Here is an 18,009-nt window from a genome sequence, read left to right on the forward strand (position 1 = left end):
CACCGGCCCCACCGACCTTCCGTCCACCGACCACCGTCCGCCCACACAACGAGAGTCCGCCGCCATGTACGAGCTGTCCCGGGTCCGCCTCTACTCCATCGGGCCCGCCGGTGCGCGCTATGCCGACACCGTGCTGGACCTGCGGGGAGTCGGCGCGCCGGTGCCCGATCCGGCCCCGGCGCAGGCGGACTTCTTCGAGGACGAGCCGGTCGGCCCGCCGCGCCGGCCCGCCCCCGCCGGCGTCCTCTTCCTGGAGAACGGCGGCGGCAAGTCCGTCCTGCTCAAGCTGATCTTCTCGGTGATGCTGCCGGGCCACCGCAACACCCTCGGCGGCGCCAGCTCCGGCGTGCTGCGCAAGTTCCTGCTCGCCGACGACTGCGGCCATGTCGCCCTGGAGTGGCAGCACACCCGCACCGGCGAGTCCATCGTGGTCGGCAAGGTCAGCGAGTGGCGCGGGCGGCAGGTCTCCAACGACCCGCGCAAGTTCGCCGAGGCGTGGTACAGCTTCCGGCCCGGGCCCGGCATGAGCCTGGACTCGCTGCCGGTCGCCGAGGCCACCGTCGTCCGGCCGCGCGGCGAGTCGGCGGAGGGCGCCTCGGGGGCCCGGGGCCGCCGCCGTACGATGAAGGGCTTCCGCGACGCCCTGGTCGAGGCCGGCAAGAACTACCCCAACCTGGACGTCTCCTGGGTCGAGATCCACGAGCGGTGGAACGAGCACCTCGGTGAACTGGGCCTGGACCCCGAACTGTTCCGCTACCAGCGGGAGATGAACGCCGACGAGGGCGAGGCGGCCGGCCTCTTCGCGGTCAAGAACGACTCCGACTTCACCGACCTGCTGCTGCGCGCGGTTACCGACACCCGCGACACCGACGGCCTCGCCGACCTCGTGCACGGCTTCGCGCACAAGCTGGGCCGCCGCGCCGAGCTGACCGCCGAGCGCGACTTCACGGCCGGGTCGCTGGATCTGCTGTCGCGCATCGCGGACGCCGCCGAGCAGCGCGAGACCGCCCGTGACGTGCACGCCGGTGCCGAGCGCCGCACCCGTACGCTGGCCCAGCGGCTGCACGCCCGCGGCACCGAGGAGCGCGGCCGGGCCGCCGAGTTCGCCGAGCAGGTCGCCACCGCCGCGCACGCGGTCACCGACGCCGAGCGGGTGCGCGAGCGCCGCGCCCTGATCTCCGCCGAGCTGGCCTACCGGCACGCCTCGCTGGCCCTGGCCGCCGCCGAGAAGGGCGCCGCCGCCCAGCGCCGCGAGCTGAACGACGCCCGGACGCTGCACTCCGCCTGGCAGGCCGCCGAGATCGTGCTGCGCCACCGTGCCGCCGCCGACCGGGCCACCCGCGTCGCCGCCGCGATCCGCGAGGCCGAGCGGGACGCCGCCCCCGCGCTCGCCGCCCGCTCGAAGGCCGCCGGCGAGCTGGTGCGCGCCCTCCAGGCCGCCGCCGACGTCAGCGAGGGCATCGCCAACGAGCAGGAGGAGCGCTCGGCCGCCCTCCAGGAGACCAGCGACACCGCGCACCGCGACGCCACCGCCGCCGCCACCCACGCCCAGCGCGCCCGCAGCGAGGCCGAACACCTCAAGCAGCGGCTCGCCGAGGTCGAGCAGGAGACCGCCGAGGCCGTCCGGGCCGGCTGGCTCGACGACTCGGCGCCGGACGCCGACCCGGCCCGCGCCGCGCTCGCCGCGTCGGACGCGGAGAAGTCCACGGTCGAGGGCTGGGACGCGGCGCGCGAGGCCGCGACCGCCGCCGCCGACCGGGCCCGGGAGGCCGCCACCCGGCTCGCCGCCGCCGAACTGGCCGCCGCCCGCGCCGAGGACGCCGCCCAGGCCGCGGAGCGGGCGTACGAGGCCGAGCGCCGGGCCGCCGAGTCGATCGGCGCCGAGCAGCGCCTCGCCGACCTGCTGGGACTGCCGCAGGCAGCGCCCAAGGCGGGCGTGCCCGGACCCCGTACGGGACAGCCCGCGGACAGCCCGGAGGAACCCCACCGCGTCCGCCGCCCCGCCTCCGAAGGTCCCCTGACCGCCGAAGAACTCGACCGCAACGCCGACGACCTGCGCGAACTGCTCGACGAGAGCGTGGCCTCCGCCGAGCGCCAGCTCTTCGACCTGCGCACCGCCGCCGCGGACGACGCCCGCATCCTCGGCGCGCTGGGCGATGGCGGCCTGCTGCCGCCGGGGCCCGATGTGCTCGCCGCCGTCGAGTATCTGGGCGAGCACGGCGTCCCCGCGCTGCCCGGCTGGCGCTATCTGGCCCAGTCCGTCGACCCCGCCGACCACACCCGGGTGCTGGCCGCCCGCCCCGAGCTGGTCGACGGCGTCATCATCACCGACCCGGAGACCCACGCACGGGCCCGCGACGTGCTCGCGCAGGCCGCGCTGCTGCCGCGCTCCACCGTCGCCGTCGGCACCGCCGCGGCCCTCCTCGCGCCCACCCCGGCGCCCGACGCCCAGGACAGCGGCGTCTTCCTCGTCCCGCCGAACCCGGCCATGCACGACGAGTCCGCCGCCGACGAGGAGCGCCGGGCGCTGCGGGCCCGCGCCATAGAGCGCGACGAGGAGATCCGCACGCTGGCCGCCCGGCTGGCCGGTGACCGCGCGCTCGCCGCCCGCCTCTCCTCCTGGCGTACCGGCTGCCCGCCCGGCCGCCTCGCCGAACTGGCCACCGCCGCCGAGGAAGCCCGTACGGCCGCGGACACCGCCGCCGCCGAGCTGGCCGAGGTGCGTGCCGTACGGGCCGAGGCCGACGAGGAGGCCGCCGAAGCCGCGCGCGTGCGCGACCAGCGGCAGGAGGCCGCGCAGCGCGCCCGCCGGGTCGCCGACGCCCTCGCCGGGCTCGCCCACCGGCTGCGCGAGCGCGCCAACTGGCAAGCCCGGCTGCGTGAACTCGCCGATGAAAGCGCCGAGTTGGAGGCGCGCGCCGAGGAGTGCGTGGACCGGGCGCGGGCCGCGGACGAGGACCGCCGTACCGCCCAGCGCGCCGCCGACGACGCCCGGCGCACGGCCCACGCGCTGCGCGCCGAGCGCGCCGAGATCGCGGGCGTGCCGGACGACATCGGCGAGGACGGCACCGAGCCCACGGCCGCCTCCCTGCCCGCGCTCCGCGAGGCGTACCGCGCCGCCTCCCAGGTGTACGAGAAGGTGGGCGTCGGCGCCGACCTGCGCGCCGAACAGGCCCGCGCGGAAGGCGACGAGAGCGCCGCGCTGGCCGAGCTGAACCGTCTCACCAACAAGGTCCGCACGCGCGCCGAACAGCTCCTGGAGAGTCCGGACGCCGCCGACGGGCCGTCCCGGCAGGCCGCCGCCGCCCGCGCCGAGGCCCTGGTCTCCCGGCTGGAGTCACGTGCCTCGGCCGCCAGCGAACAGCTCGGCCGCCTGCGCGGCGAGGCCGAGCGGCTCGCCCCGGCCGACGGCGAGGCGCACACCGAGCTGCCCGAGGACATGATCCCCGCCGACGCGGACCGCGCGAAGGAACTGCTGCGCACCGCGAACGCCGAACTGGCCACCGCCGACGACGCGCTGGAGACCGCCCGCGCCACCCACACCGAGCTGCTGCGCGCCCACCGCGCCGCCGAGGACGCCGCCGCCGGCTTCGACGAGATCGCCGCCATGCTGCGCGATCTGCTGCGCGACACGCAGGAGGACGAGGGCGAGCGCCCCGAGCCGTACGCCGGACGCCTGGAGGACGCGCGGCAGGCCGCGGCCGAGTCCCGCCGGTCGCTGCGCGGCTGCGCGAGCGACCTGTCGGCGGCCGAGGCGGCGGTCCGCGAGGCCGGCGACGTGCTCGTACGCCACGCCAACTCCACCAAGTACGAGCAGGTCCGCACGCCCGCCCGGCAGCAGATCCGGGAACTGCCCGCGGCGGCGCTGCCCGACCACGCGGCCAAGTGGGCCGACGCCTTCGCGCCCCGGCTGCGGGTGCTCACCGACGAGCTGGAGCAGCTGGAGCGCAACCGCGACAGCATCGTGGACCGGCTGCGCGGCCTGGTCGAGTCGTCGCTGGCGACGCTCCGCTCGGCCCAGCGCCTGTCCCAGTTGCCCGGGGGCCTGGGGGAGTGGTCCGGGCAGGAGTTCCTGCGCATCCGCTTCGACGACCCGGACCAGGCCACCCTCACCGAGCGGCTGGGCGAGGTCATCGACGAGGCCACCCGCTCGGCGGTCAAGAAGAACAGCGACCTGCGCCGGGACGGCATGTCCCTGCTGCTGCGCGGCGTCAGCGCGGCGCTCCAGCCGCGCGGCGTGGCGGTGGAGATCCTCAAGCCGGACGCGGTGCTGCGCGCCGAGCGCGTGCCGGTCGGGCAGATGGGCGACGTGTTCTCCGGCGGCCAGCTGCTGACCGCGGCCATCGCCCTGTACTGCACCATGGCCGCGCTGCGCAGCAACGACCGCGGCCGCGACAAGCAGCGGCACGCCGGCACGCTGTTCCTGGACAACCCCATCGGCCGCGCCAACGCGACGTATCTGCTGGAGCTCCAGCGTGCCGTCGCCGACGCGCTGGGCGTCCAGCTCCTCTACACCACCGGCCTCTTCGACACCACCGCACTCGCCGAGTTCCCGCTGGTCATCCGCCTGCGCAACGACGCGGACCTGCGGGCCGGGCTGAAGTACATCAGCGTCGAGGAGCATCTGCGCCCCGGTCTGCCGCAGCAGGACCCGGAGTCGGAGCCGGTGCACGGGCAGATCACGGCGACGCGGATGTACCGCCGTCCCGAGGACGAGCGGCCGGAGCCCGAGGCGTCCCGGGAACACCAGGAATCTCAGGAGGGTCAGGAGCCCCCGGCAGCAGCCGGATGACCCACCGGTGGAAGTCGGCGATGTGGTGCTCGCTGGGGACGAGCACCCCGCCGGCCCGGTAGGCCCGCGAGTCCATCGCGGGCTGGGTCCGCTCGCAGGCCGCGAAGTCCTGTGTGTTGACCCGGTGGAACAGCTCCACCGACCGCGACAGATCGGCCCCCGAGGCGACCACCTCGGGGGCGTAGAGCCAGTCGCACTCCACCACCGTGCGGTCCGCGGCCAGCGGGAACATCCGGTGCACGATGACGTGGTCCGGCACGAGGTTGAGGAAGACCTGCGGGCGTACGGTGATGGCGTAGTAGCGGCGGTCCTGGTCCTCGCCGATGCCCGGGATGCGGGCGAAGCCGCCGCTGCCGTCCACGGTGAACCCCTCGGCCTCGTCCGCGAACGCCGCGCCGTGCCCCACGTAGTACTGCGCGGCGAACCCGTCCGCGAACTCCGGCAGGACGTCGGTCAGTTCGGGGTGGATGGTGGCGCAGTGGTAGCACTCCATGAAGTTCTCGACGATCAGCTTCCAGTTGGCGCGCACGTCGTAGGTGATGCGCCGCCCGAGGGCCAGCCCGTCGATCCCGTAGCGCCCGATCGCCTCCGCGCCGCCCAGCCGCTCGCTGACCGCGCCGATCACCGTCTCCTCGAACGACGGCGGCTCGTCGGCCAGGCACACCCACACATAGCCCAGCCACTCGCGCAGCCGGACGGGCAGCAGCCCGCGCTCGGCGCGGTCCACGTCCGGCATCCGTTGCAGGTTGGGCGCGGCGACCAGCCGCCCGTCCAGGTCGTAGGTCCAGGCGTGGTACGGGCACTGGAGGTTGCGCCGCACCTCGCCGGACTCCTCGGTGCACAGCCGGGCGCCCCGGTGGCGGCACACGTTCAGGTACGCGCCGAAGCCGCCGCGCCGGTCGCGGACGATCAGCACGTTCTCGCGGCCGGCCTGGACCGTACGGAAGGCGCCCGGCCGCGGCAGGTCGGCGGCGCGCACCGCGCAGAACCACAGCGACTCGAAGAGGTGCTGCTGTTCCTGGCGGAACGTTTCGGGGTCGGTGTAGAAGGCGCCGGGCAACGTGGCGGCGAGGCTGGCGGCCGGGGCGGACCCGGTGGCTCCGGCGGTCTCGGGGGCGAGGGTCATCGGACGCCTCCTGGGGCGGACGGGGCGGGCGAGGGGGCGGTGGCCGGGGCGGCGGCGGCCAGGCGCTCGGGTGCGAACAGGCCGACCGGGTGCGCGGTGTGCCCGCTCAGCGCCAGATCGGCGAGGATCTCGCCCACCACCGGCACGAACTTGAAGCCGTGGCCGGAGAAGCCGCAGGCCACGGTGACGGCGTCGGGGTGCGCGGGGTGCCGCGCGAGGACGAAGTGCTCGTCGGGGGTGTTGGTGTACATACAGGTGACGGACTTCAGGTGGCGGCCGGGCAGCGACGGCAGCAGCCGGGCCGCCTGCCCGGCCATCGCCCGCACCTCGTCGTCGTACACGGTCCGGTCGATGGTCTCCGGCGTGCAGACGGCCCCCCGGCGGAAGAACGCCACCTTCGCACCGTGCCCCGGCCCGTCGATGGCGGGGAACCCGTAGATCTGTACGCCGTCGGCGTCCTCCCAGATGTAGACGGGGTGCCGCTCCGGGACATACGGGCCGGTGCCGCCGGCGGGCTCGAACCAGTGCATGATCTGGCGCTCCACGGTGAACGCCACCCCGAGCCCGGCCAGCAGCTCCGGCGCCCAGGCGCCGGGGCAGACCACCAACTGGCCCGCCGTGTAGGCGTCTTCGGGAGTGTGCACCCGCACGCCCCGGCCGCCCGGCAGCGCCTCCCACCGGGTGACCGGTTCCTGGAAGCGCAGGTCGGCGCCGTTCTGGGTGGCGAGCTGGAGCTGTGCCGCCACGGTGTTCTCCGGGCGCAGGAACCCGGCGCGGGCCTCGTACAGCCCGATCTCGCCGGGGCCCGGCGTCAGCGTCGGGAAGCGGCGGCGGACCTCCCGCGCGTCCAGCATCTCGTGCGGCAGGTCCCAGGTACGGGCGGAGCGCAGCGACCCGGCGACGGTACGGCTCTCCGGCCGCCCGAGCATCACCCCGCCGCACAGCGTGGCGATCCGCCGCCCCGTGGCGCGCTCCAGCTCCTCGTACAGCTCGTAGGCGCGCAGCAGCAGCGGTACGTACGCCGGGTCCTCGAAGTACGACTGGCGTGTGATGCGCGAGCCGCCGTGGCTGGAGCCGCGCGTGTGCACCGGCCCGAACCGCTCCAGGCCCAGTACGCGGGCACCGCGCGCGGCCAGGTGGTGGGCCGCGGCGCTGCCCATGCCGCCGAGGCCCAGCACGATCACGTCATAGGTGGGGGACAAGCGGACCTCCCGGATCGGTGGAACACGTGCGGGTGGCGGGCTGCCTGCGGCGGATCATCTGCGGATGCGTGCCATCCCCGGGTCGAACAGCGGCTCGGCGGCCACCGTCGCCGCGGCCTTCTCCCCGAAGTACTCGATGTGCACGGCGGTCCCGGGCACCGCGGCGCGCGCGGGCAGCCACGCGTAGGCGACCGTCCGCCCGACGGAGCAGCCGTAAGCGGCGCTGGTCACATATCCGGCGGGCACGCCGTCCAGGAACACCGGCTCCTTGCCCAGCACCACCGCCGCCGGATCGTCCAGCGTCAGGCACACCAGTCTGCGCCGCGCGGTGTCCGCCGACCGTCCCTCCAGGGCCGCGCGCCCGGTGAAGTCGCCCTTGTCCGTCCGGACGGCCCAGCCCAGGCCCGCTTCGTACGGATCGTGCTCGGTGGTCATGTCCCGGCCCCAGGCGCGGTACCCCTTCTCCAGGCGGAGGCTGTCGAACGCGCCGCGCCCGGCCGCGATCACGCCGTACCGCTGCCCGGCCGTCCAGAGCGTGTCCCACAGACGCAGGCCCAGATCCGCGCTCGTGTACAGCTCCCAGCCCAGTTCACCGACGTACGACAGCCGCAGCGCGGTCACCGGCACCTCGCCGATGAACGCCTGCCGCGCCGTGAAGTAGCCGAACGCGCGGTGCCCGAAGTCGGCGCGGGTCAGCGGCTGGACGAGATCGCGGGCGCGCGGGCCCCAGACGCCGATGCAGCAGGTGCCGGGCGTGATGTCGCGGACCTGCACGCCGTCGGGGGCGTGCCGGGTCAGGTGGTCGAGGTCCATGCCGCTGTTGACGCCGACCTGGAAGCGGTCGGCCGCCGTCCGGGCCACGGTCAGATCGCTGCGGATGCCGCCCGCGTCGTCCAGCATCAGGGTGTACGTCACCGAGCCCGGCTTCTTCGCGAGCTGGTTGGTGGTCAGGTGCTGGAGGAAGTCGAGCGCACCCGGTCCGCCGACCTCCAGGCGCCGCAGCGGCGTCATGTCGTAGAGCGCGACCCGCTCACGGGTGGCGCGCGCCTCGGCCACGGCGATCGGCGACCAGTGCCGCGCGGACCAGGCGTCCCGCTCCGGCAGCTCGATGCCGTCCGTCAGCGGCGCGTTGGCCTCGTACCACTGCGGGCGCTCCCAGCCCGCGCCTTCGAGGAAGTACGCGCCCAGCTCCCGCTGCCGCTCGTGGAAGGGGCTCACGCGCAGCGGGCGCGGGCGGCGCAGCGGCTGGAGCGGGTGGATGACGTCGTACACCTCGGCGAACTGCTGCTTGCCGCGCTCGGTGACATAGGCGGGGGAGAGCTGCGCCTCCTCGAAGCGGGCGATGGCGCACTCGTGCACGTCGGTGGCGGGCCGCCCCTCGGTGAGCCATTCGGCCACCGCCTTGGCCACGCCCGCCGAGTGCGTCACCCACACCGCCTCGGCCAGCCAGAACCCGCGCAGCCCGGGCACCTCGCCGAGCAGCGGCAGGCCGTCGGGGGTGAAGGAGAAGACCCCGTTGAAGCCCTCCTCGATCCGCGCCTCCCGGAGGGCGGGCAGCAGCCGGCGGCTGTCCTCCCAGCTCGGCGCGAAGTCGTCGGGGGTGAAGGGGAGGGAGGAGGGCATGACGGGCGCCTCGTCGAAGGCGGGCACGGCCGCCGGGTCGACGGGCAGGGGGCGGTGGGCGTACGACCCGATGCCGATCCGGCCCACGCCGTCCGCCGTGTCTTCCCCGTGCTCCCGGAAGTACAGGTCGCGCTCCTGGAAGCGCAGGATGGGCCGCCGGCCGTCCGGACCGGCGAGCGCGGAGGTCTTCGCGTACTGGTGGGCCAGCGGCAGCAGCGGTACGGACACGCCCACCATCGCTCCGATCACCGGGCCCCAGAAGCCCGCCGCCGAGATCACCGCGTCCGCGGGGAAGGTGCCCCGGTCGGTGACGACCGCCGTCACCCGGTCCGCCGCGCGCTCGACGCCGGTGACGGTGTGCCGCTCCAGGAAGCGGGCGCCCCGGGCCCGCGCCCGTGCGGTCTGCGCGCGGGCCGCGGGCAGCGCCCTGGCCAGCCCGTCGCCGGGGGTGTGGAAGCCGCCCAGTACCTTCGCGGCGTCCAGCATCGGCCACAGCCGGGCGCACCGGCGCGCGTCGACCAACTCGCCCTCGATGCCCCAGGACGCGGCGAGCCCGGCCTTGCGGTGCAGTTCGGCCCACTGCTCCCCGGTGGTGGCGATCTCCAGTCCGCCGACGGCGTCGAAGCACGGCCGTCCGTCCTCGGTGAGCGCGGTGAACTTCTCGACGGTGTACCTGGCGAAGTCGCTCAGCGTCTTCGAGACGTTGGTGCGGAAGACCAGGCCGGGCGCGTGCGAGGTGGAGCCGCCGGGGGCGTGCAGCGGGCCCTGCTCCAGCACGGTGACGTCCCGGGCGCCGCGTGCGGTCAGCTCGTCGGCGAGCGCGCAGCCGACGATGCCCGCCCCGATGACCACGATGCGGCGCGGCACGGGACCGCCCCGGGCGTTCACAGGACCACCACCGAACGCAGCACCTCGCCGCGCCGCATCCGCGCGAACGCCTCCTCCACGTCCTCCGGCCGGACGGTCTCGGAGACGAACGCGTCGAGGTTGAGCTTGCCGCTCAGGTGGAGGTCGATCAGGACCGGGAAGTCCCGGCTGGGCAGGCAGTCGCCGTACCAGGAGGACTTCAGGGACCCGCCGCGCGCGAACACGTCGAGCAGCGGCAGTTCGATGTGCTGGTCCGGCTCCGGGACGCCGACCTGGACCAAGGTGCCCGCCAGGTCGCGCATGTAGAAGCCCTGCCGGAAGGTCTCCGGGCGGCCCACCGCGTCGATCACGACATCCGCGCCGTGCCCGCCGGTCAGCGCGCGCACCGCCTCGACCGGGTCGGTGCCGCGGGAGTTGACGGTGTCGGTGGCGCCGAAGCGCTCGGCGGCGTCCAGCTTGCCGTCGTCGATGTCCACGGCGATCACCCGGCGCGCCCCGGCCCGGGACGCCCCGGCGATGGCGGCGCTGCCCACACCGCCGCAGCCGATCACCGCCACGGTGTCGCCGCTGCCCACGCCCCCGGTGTGCACGGCGGCCCCGTACCCGGCCATCACCCCGCAGCCGATCAGGCCCGCGGCCTCCGGGCGGGCCGCCGGATCGGCCTTGACCGCCTGCCCGGCGGCGACCAGGGTCTTGTCCGCGAACGCGCCGATGCCCAGCGCCGGGGTGAGGGCGGTGCCGTCCAGCAGGGTCATGGGCCGGGCCGCGGTCTGCGAGTCGAAGCAGTACCAGGGGCGGCCGCGGCGGCAGGAGCGGCACCGGCCGCAGGGCGCGCGCCAGGCGAGCACCACGTAGTCGCCCGGCGCGAGACCGGTGACGCCGGGGCCGGTCGCCTCGACGACACCGGCGGCCTCATGGCCGAGCAGGTAGGGGAAGTCGTCGCCGACCGCGCCCTCGCGGTAGTGCAGATCGGTGTGGCACACCCCGCAGGCCTGCACGGTGACGAGGACTTCTCCCGGTCCGGGGTCGGGGACGATGATCGGCAGCACCTCGACGGGCGCGCCCTTCTTGGCGGCGACGACGGCGCGTGCTTCGTGCGGCATGACTCAACTCCTAAACAGCGCCTGCCGGGGCAGGGGCGGGTGCGTGGAGCAGGCACGGATGCCGTTATGGGGGATGGCGCGGCGTACGGGACCGGCGGGGAGCAGGCGACCGCACGGGACGGAAGGGAAACCGGGGGAGGCGCAGGGAGCCGCGGGGGACGGACAACGCCCCTGGGAATCCCCTGTGTTGCTCATGGCGCGCTGCGTTGCGCCATGAGAGACATGCTGGAAGTCCGTGAGCGATCCGTCAAGGGGTGACCGGGTGGCCGCCGGGCCCCGGCTCAAACCCCGGCCGGGCGGCGGGTGCCCGGCCGGACCCTCACCCGGCGAAACCCATCCGCCGGGACAGCTCGGCGGCCGCCTTCACCGCCCGCCCGGCCAGCTCCGGAAGCAGCGCCTCCGCCATCCGGTACGCCGGTCCGGACACGCCGATCGCGCCGATCACCGCGCCGTCGTGCGCCCGTACCGGCGCGGCCACCGCGTTCAGACCGACCTCCAGCTCCTCGCAGGAGCAGGCGTAGCCCTGTTCGGCCGCGGCGGTCAGCTGCCGGCGCAGCTCGCCCGGCGCGGTCAGGGTGTTCGGCGTGAAGCGGGGCAGCTTGCGCTCGGCCAGGCGCTCGCGGCGCTCCCGCGGCAGGTGCGCGAGCAGGACCTTGCCGCTCGCGGTGGCGTGCAGGGGCGTGCGCCGGCCCAGCCAGTTGTACGCGGTGACCGCCGCCGCGCCGCGCGCCTGCATGATGTTGACCGCCGCGTCCCCGTCCAGGACGGCGATGTTGGCGGTCTCCCCGGTGTCGTCGGCGAGCGCCCGGCACACCGGCTGGCCCTCCTGCGAGATGTCCAGCCGGATGGCGGCGGCGCCGGCCAGCCGCAGCACCCCCGCGCCCAGGTAGTACTTGCCGCGCTCGTGCTCCTGCTCCACGAGCCCGCGGTGCTCCAGGACGCCCAGGATGCGGAAGGCGGTGGACTTGTGCACCCCCAACTCCTCGGCGATCTCGGTGACTCCGGCCTCGCCGAGGCGGGCCAGGATCTCCAGGACGCTCACCGCGCGGTCCACGGACTGGACGGATCCGGCCGCTCCCCGCTTCTCCTCGGACCGGTCGTCGGCCGCCTCGGTCGTCTTCGGCATGGGTTCTAGCGTCACCACCCGTTGGCCCCGGCGGGGCACGTCGGCGGGGCCCGGCCAAGAAGCGTCGGCAGCCCCTTGACGGCACACTCCCCGGACTGGATTCTGTTGCGCAATGCGCTACGCGATGCGTTATTCAGAACGCCATGATACCGATCAGCGCTGAGGGGGCCAGATGATTCCCGTCTGCCGCACCGAGGACCTGCCCGAAGGCGGGGCCGTACGGATCGAGATCGACGCCACCACACCCGCCATCGCCGTCTTCCGCAGCGAGGGCGCCCTCTACGCCCTCGACGACCGGTGCAGCCACCAGGATGCCTCGCTCTCCGAGGGCTGGGTGGAGGGCTGCCAGGTCGAATGCCCGCTGCACGCCGCCCTGTTCGACCTGCGCACCGGGGTGCCCAGCTGCCTCCCGGCGCGCCGGCCCGTGCGCACCCACGAGGTCACCGAGGCGGACGGCATGATCCATGTCCGGCCCGCCGCGCGGGAGAACACCGTACGGGAAGACGCCTACGCATGAGGACCGTCACCGTCGTCGGCGCCTCCCTCGCCGGACTGCACGCGGCGCGGGCGCTGCGCGCCGAAGGCTTCGACGGCCGGCTGGTGATCGTCGGCGCCGAGCGCCACCGCCCGTACGACCGGCCGCCGCTCTCCAAGAGCTTCCTCACGCAACGCCCGCCCGGCGACGTGGAGTTGGCGGATCTCCGGCTGTGCGACCGGGAGGAGGAGGACGCGCTCGCCGCGGAATGGCACCTCGGCACCCGGGCCACCGCGCTGGACACCGCGGGCCGCACGGTCACCGTCGACGACGGCCGTACGGTCCGCACCCTGCGCACCGACGGCGTCGTGATCGCCACCGGAGCCGCCCCGCGCACCCTGCCGGGACCACCGCTCGCGGGCGTGCACGTACTGCGCACCTACGACGACGCCCACGCGCTGCGCACCGCCCTGCACGACGGCACGCCGCGCGTCGTCGTCATCGGCGGCGGCTTCATCGGCGCCGAGGCCGCCTCGTCCTGCGCCGCGCTCGGCCTGCCGGTGACGGTCGTCGAGGCCGCGCCGCTGCCGCTGGTGCCCCAGCTCGGCCCCGACCTGGCGCGGATCTGCGCGGACCTGCCCGCCCGGCACGGGGTGCGGCTGCTGTGCGGCACCGGTGTCGCCGCGCTGCGCGACGGCGGCACGGGCCGCGTCCGGGCCGTGGAACTCGCCGACGGCCGGCTGCTGGACGCGGACCTCGTGATCGTCGGAATCGGGGTGCGCCCCGCCACCGGCTGGCTGACCGGGTCCGGGCTGCGCCTGGACGACGGGGTGGTGTGCGACGCGGGCGGTGTGACGGCCGTGCCGCGGGTCGTCGCGGTGGGCGATGTGGCCCGCTGCGCGGGCGTGCGCACCGAGCACTGGACGAGCGCCGCCGAACAGCCCGCCACCGCCGTGCGCAACCTGCTCGCGGGCCGCACCGTCGCGCGGCACGAGACGCCGCCGTACTTCTGGTCGGACCAGTACGGCGTACGCCTCCAGCTCGCCGGGCGGCCCGGGCCGGGGGACGCCGTGCGCATCGTCGAGGGCGACCCCGGCGACGGCGGCTTCCTGGCCGTCCACGAACGGGACGGGTGCACCACGGCCGTGTTCGCCGCCGACCGGCCGCGGCCGTTCATGCGGCTGCGCCGCCGACTCGCGACGGACCCTCCCGGCTCTCCCGGGCCCTCCGGGACGCCCGCCGCGCCTGCCGGCGCTCCCGGCGCAGCCTTCTGGCCGTACTGCTCGGCTGCGAGCGGACACCGTTGCGCTGCACCCACACCTGGCGCGTGACCCACACGTCCAGCACCGCCCAGGTCGCCACGACCGTGCTCGCGACCGTGCTGAGCACCGCGGGGAAGGCGAACCAGGCACCGGCCATCGCGCAGAAGAACGCCACCATGGCCTGAATGAGCGTCACCGCCGCGATGAGGACGGCGCGCACCGCGGCCGTGCGGACCGGATCGGGCATCCGGCGCCGGGCCACCGGCTCCTCCACCCACAGCGGGCGCCTGCCGCCCAGGTAAGCGCCACCGTCCTCGTGATCCATCGTCGGCGTCACTCTCCCCGTACCCGCACGTACCCGCCTGCCACACCAGGTCCCTGCCCGGCTTCCGCCCGTCGCATGTGTGCTGTCGGCACGCCAGGGCCACACCCGTGCCGACACCACCACCCACCATGGTCACGAACGGGAACGCCGCCGGGTTCCCGGCCGACGTGATTTTCGGCCAACCGCTCCGGCGCACCCGCCCGCGCCGGGGAGGTGTTCGAGGCCACATGTGCGGGCGGGTTGTCCGGGAATCAGCCGACAACTGCGGACGATCCGCCCCTGACCTGCGGATCCGGCGTCCGGACAGGACTTCGGTCAGGTCCCTCGTCAGTAGTAGGCTCGCGCCGTTTGTTGACGGAACACCATCCCCGTGCGCCGGGGTTGACGTAGGGGAGGCCATGCGCAGCTTTCGAGGGAAGACGATCACTCGGAAGATCGCAGCGCTGCTGCTCGTGCCACTGGTGTCCCTCACGGCCATGTGGGCCTTCGCCACGTACCTGACCGGACGCGAGGCCAACCAGCTGCTCGACGTGGGCAACGTCGTCGCCAAACTCGGCTATCCCGCCGAGGACGCCGTCCAGGCGCTCCAGCAGGAACGCCGCCAGAGCCTGATCTACCTGGCCGACCGGCGCGGCGCCAACTCCCTGGCCGCCCTGCGCGAGCGCACCCGCGAAACCGACAAGGTCGTCGCCAAGCTGCGCGGCAACGCCGACGACCCGGCCGTGCGCGACGACCTCGACGGCGTCGCCGGCGCCCGGATGAACGACATCGTCCGGGCTCTTAACCGGCTCTCCTCACTGCGCGCCCAGATCGAGGACAACACCATCTCCCGCGACGCGGCGTTCGAGGCGTACAACGACCTCGTCGACCCCAACTACGACTTCCTCGCGGCCCTGCACGCGCTGGAGAACGTGGAGATGGACAAGCAGGGCCGCGCCCTGGTCAACGTCACCCGCGCCCGCGAGGCGGTCGCCCGCGAGGACGCGCTGATGTCCGCCGCGATCGTCTCGGGCACCATGGACAAACGGGACCTGCGCGCCTTCTCCGACCGGGTCGCCGAGCGCCGCGTGCTGTACGACACCAGCCTGCCGCTGCTGCCCGGCGAGGAGCGCAGCACCTTCGCCGACTACTGGCGCTCCGCGCCCGGCGCCGAACTGACCTCGTACGAGGACCGCGTCATCGAGGCCGGACCGGCCGCGGCCGCCCGCACCGTCAACGCCGAACGCTGGAACGCCGCCGCGGGCAAGGTCCTCGGCGACCTCCAGCGCATGGGCCGGGAGGCCGGCGACCGCTACAAGGAGCGCGTCGAGCCGGTCGCCACGGGCGTCCTGCTCAAGGCCGGCGTCGCGGGCGTCCTCGGCTTCGTCGCCCTGCTGGTCTCGGTCATCGTCTCCGTCCGCATCGGCAGCAAGCACGTCCGGGACCTGATCCGGCTGCGCAAGGCCGCCCACGAGGTCTCCGGCGTCCGGCTGCCCAGCGTCATGCGCCGCCTGGCCGCGGGCGAACACGTCGACGTGGAGACCGAGGCGCCGCGCCTGGAGTTCGGCCAGAGCGAGACCGAGCAGGTCGGCCAGGCCCTCAACACCCTCCAGCGGGCCGCCGTCGAGGCCGCCGTCAAGCAGGCCGACATGCGCCGCGGCGTCTCCGAGGTGTTCGTCAACCTCGCCCGCCGCAGCCAGGTCCTGCTGCACCGCCAGCTGACCCTGCTGGACGCCATGGAACGGCGTACCGAGAACGCCGACGAGCTGGCCGACCTGTTCCGCCTGGACCACCTCACCACCCGCATGCGCCGGCACGCCGAGGGCCTGGTGATCCTCTCCGGCGCCGCCCCCTCACGGCAGTGGCGCAAGCCCATCCCGCTCATGGACGTGGTGCGCGCGGCGGTCGCCGAGGTGGAGGACTACGAGCGCATCGAGGTGCGCCGGCTGCCGCGGCTGGCCGTCCAGGGCCCCGCCGTCTCCGACCTCACCCACCTGATCGCCGAACTCCTGGAGAACGCCACCGTCTTCTCGCCCCCGCACACCGCGGTCCAGGTGGTCGGCGAGCGGGTCTCCAACGGCTTCACCCTGGAGATCCACGACCGGGGCCTGGGCATGGCCCCCGACGTCCTGCTCGACGCCAACCTGCGGCTCGCCGAGACCCCCGAGTTCGAGCTGTCCGACACCGACCGGCTCGGCCTGTTCGTGGTCAGCCGCCTCGCCCAGCGCCAGGGCGTACGGGTCTCGCTCCAGCCCTCCCCGTACGGCGGCACCACCGCCGTCGTCTTCATCCCCTCCGCCCTGCTGACCGAGGGCGAGCGCGAGGACGGCGCGGACACCGGCAGCCGGCGCATCGACGGGCGCCGCACCGGCGAGATCGAGGCGCCCGGCGCCAAGCTGGCCGCGCTGGCCCAGGTGCCCGTACCGCTGCCCGAACCGGACGGCCGCCTCCCGGAGGTCATCGACGGGCGCGTCGAACCGGAAGCCCCGCAGGACCCCGCCGAGCGCGGACAGCGCGCCGAATCCGACGACGAGGACAGCGTCTTCCGCGGCCGGACCGGCCGGCGGAGCCTGCGGGACACCGCACGCGGCACCGACCGCGAAGCGGGCACGGGCCGGGCACGGGCCCGCCGCGACGGCGCGGCGCCGGTCGCCCCCGTGCCGTCCCCCGGCGCCCCGGAACAGCACCAGCAGACCCGTGACCAGGCACCGGCCGGCGAAGGCCCCGCGCCGCTGCCGCGCCGGCACCGCCCGCCCGTGCTGGTCTCCGACCACGGCCGACCGGTCGACGCGGCAGCGGGCGCCGACGTACGCTCCGACGCGGAAACCGACGGCGACACGGATGCGGACATGGACACCGGTACGACGACGGACGCGGGCCCCGCCCCGGCCGGCCGGCCCGCGACGACGGCGGGCGGACTGCCCCGCCGCGTACGGCAGGCCAGCCTCGCCCCCCAGCTCAAGGCGGAGCCCGTCGCACAGGACGAGCCCGGCGGGCCGGCCGGCCCCGCCGACGACCGGGACGCCGAGGACGTGCGCGCCCGGATGGCCTCGCTCCAGCGCGGCTGGCAGCGCGGCCGCCGGGACAACGGCGAGGACGACGGGCGGGACGGCAGCCCGAGCACAGCACCAGGAACCACATCGGGAGGGGACGGTCGATGACCGCACCGAAGGCAGCAGCGGCCAGTGCCGAGTCGAAGGGCCCGCAGGGATCGGGCGAGCTGAACTGGCTCCTGGACGAACTGGTCGACCGGGTGGGCAGCATCCGCAAGGCGCTCATCCTCTCCAGCGACGGCCTGGCCACCGGAGCGTCCCAGGACCTCACCCGTGAGGACGCCGAACACCTCGCGGCGGTCGCCTCCGGCTTCCACAGCCTCGCCAAGGGCGTCGGCCGGCACTTCGAGGCGGGCCGGGTGCGGCAGACGCTGGTCGAACTGGAGGAAGCGTTCCTGTTCGTCAGCGCCGCGGGCGACGGCAGCTGTCTGGCCGTCCTCGCCGACGCCGACTCCGACGTGGGGCTCGTCGCGTACGAGATGACGCTGCTCGTCAAGCGGGTGGGCGCCCACCTGGGCACCGCGCCCCGGGCCGGGCAGCCCGCCGGCGGCTGACCGGGGGATGACGGCACGGTGACGCCATGACCACGGACGGCCCGGCCAGGACCGGGCGGTCGGACACCAGGTGGTACGACGACGACGCGGGCCCGGTGGTGCGCCCCTACGCGATGACCCGCGGGCGGACCAGCACCGGGGCCGAGGAACGGCTCGACCTGATCGCGCTGGTGATCGCCGAGGACCGGCAGGAGGAGCCCCTCGACGACCAGACCCTGTCGCCGGAGCACGTGGAGATCGTCGGCCTGTGCCGCGACGCGCCGCTGTCCGTCGCGGAGCTGGCCGCCGAACTCGACCTGCCGCTCGGCGTCGTACGGGTGCTCATCGGGGACCTGCTGGACGCGGAGCTGGTCCATGTGAGCCGGCCCGTGCCACCGGCCGAGCTGCCCGACGAGAAGATCCTGCGCGAGGTGATCGACGGACTGCGGGCGCTGTGACGGCACCCGGCGGCGCACGCGCCGCCGGCCCGCCCCGGGCGGGGCCGCACGGACCCATGAACGGCAAGGACCAAGAGATGCGACA

11 protein-coding genes are annotated in these 18,009 nt (G+C 74.9%); 6 read left to right on the top strand and 5 right to left on the bottom strand.

Annotated features, from left to right (window positions below):
- Positions 1–64 precede the first annotated feature (64 nt).
- Entirely contained in the window at positions 65–4,792 is a 4,728-nt protein-coding gene (locus tag CP973_RS16440) for a coiled-coil domain-containing protein (RefSeq protein ID WP_150241419.1), read from the top strand.
- On the opposite strand, the gene CP973_RS16445 is transcribed toward CP973_RS16440, so the two are convergent.
- The 5 genes from CP973_RS16445 to CP973_RS16465 all read right to left on the bottom strand — a co-directional run bounded on the left by CP973_RS16445 (position 4,680) and on the right by CP973_RS16465 (position 11,839).
- On the bottom strand, positions 4,680–5,918 hold the full coding sequence (locus tag CP973_RS16445) for an aromatic ring-hydroxylating oxygenase subunit alpha (protein WP_150241421.1): 1,239 nt from the start codon (positions 5,916–5,918) through the stop codon (positions 4,680–4,682). The genes CP973_RS16440 and CP973_RS16445 overlap by 113 nt on opposite strands.
- Positions 5,915–7,120: an N-methyl-L-tryptophan oxidase gene (gene solA, locus CP973_RS16450; RefSeq protein ID WP_150241423.1), complete on the bottom strand. Its 1,206-nt coding sequence runs from the start codon at positions 7,118–7,120 to the stop codon at positions 5,915–5,917. Before solA ends, CP973_RS16445 begins: the two co-directional genes overlap by 4 nt.
- Positions 7,121–7,174: 54 nt before the next feature.
- Positions 7,175–9,610, bottom strand: coding sequence for a GcvT family protein (locus CP973_RS16455; RefSeq protein ID WP_425281971.1), 2,436 nt, complete (start codon positions 9,608–9,610; stop codon positions 7,175–7,177).
- 17 nt (positions 9,611–9,627) lie between these two features.
- Entirely contained in the window at positions 9,628–10,713 is a 1,086-nt protein-coding gene (locus CP973_RS16460) for an S-(hydroxymethyl)mycothiol dehydrogenase (RefSeq protein ID WP_150241427.1), read from the bottom strand.
- A gap of 319 nt (positions 10,714–11,032) precedes the next feature.
- Positions 11,033–11,839 (bottom strand): IclR family transcriptional regulator, encoded by an 807-nt coding sequence (locus tag CP973_RS16465; protein WP_150241429.1) that lies wholly within the window; start codon positions 11,837–11,839, stop codon positions 11,033–11,035.
- A gap of 172 nt (positions 11,840–12,011) precedes the next feature.
- Between CP973_RS16465 and CP973_RS16470 the strand changes: the two genes are divergently transcribed.
- From CP973_RS16470 to CP973_RS16495, 5 genes are all read left to right on the top strand, one after another.
- Positions 12,012–12,356: a bifunctional 3-phenylpropionate/cinnamic acid dioxygenase ferredoxin subunit gene (locus tag CP973_RS16470; protein ID WP_150241431.1), complete on the top strand. Its 345-nt coding sequence runs from the start codon at positions 12,012–12,014 to the stop codon at positions 12,354–12,356.
- A complete protein-coding gene (locus CP973_RS16475) occupies positions 12,353–13,645 on the top strand; it encodes an NAD(P)/FAD-dependent oxidoreductase (protein ID WP_150241433.1) in 1,293 nt (430 codons plus the stop codon). The genes CP973_RS16470 and CP973_RS16475 overlap by 4 nt, the downstream gene beginning before the upstream one ends.
- 654 nt (positions 13,646–14,299) lie before the next feature.
- Complete coding sequence (locus CP973_RS16485; RefSeq protein WP_150241434.1) at positions 14,300–17,041, top strand: nitrate- and nitrite sensing domain-containing protein; 2,742 nt, start codon at positions 14,300–14,302, stop codon at positions 17,039–17,041.
- Positions 17,038–17,487, top strand: coding sequence for a roadblock/LC7 domain-containing protein (locus CP973_RS16490; protein WP_003986094.1), 450 nt, complete (start codon positions 17,038–17,040; stop codon positions 17,485–17,487). Before CP973_RS16485 ends, CP973_RS16490 begins: the two co-directional genes overlap by 4 nt.
- Positions 17,488–17,513: 26 nt before the next feature.
- On the top strand, positions 17,514–17,924 hold the full coding sequence (locus CP973_RS16495; RefSeq protein WP_150241436.1) for a DUF742 domain-containing protein: 411 nt from the start codon (positions 17,514–17,516) through the stop codon (positions 17,922–17,924).
- Positions 17,925–18,009 lie beyond the last annotated feature (85 nt).

Origin of the sequence: Streptomyces albofaciens JCM 4342, assembly GCF_008634025.1 — a bacterium.
Taxonomy (GTDB): Bacteria; Actinomycetota; Actinomycetes; order Streptomycetales; family Streptomycetaceae; genus Streptomyces; species Streptomyces albofaciens.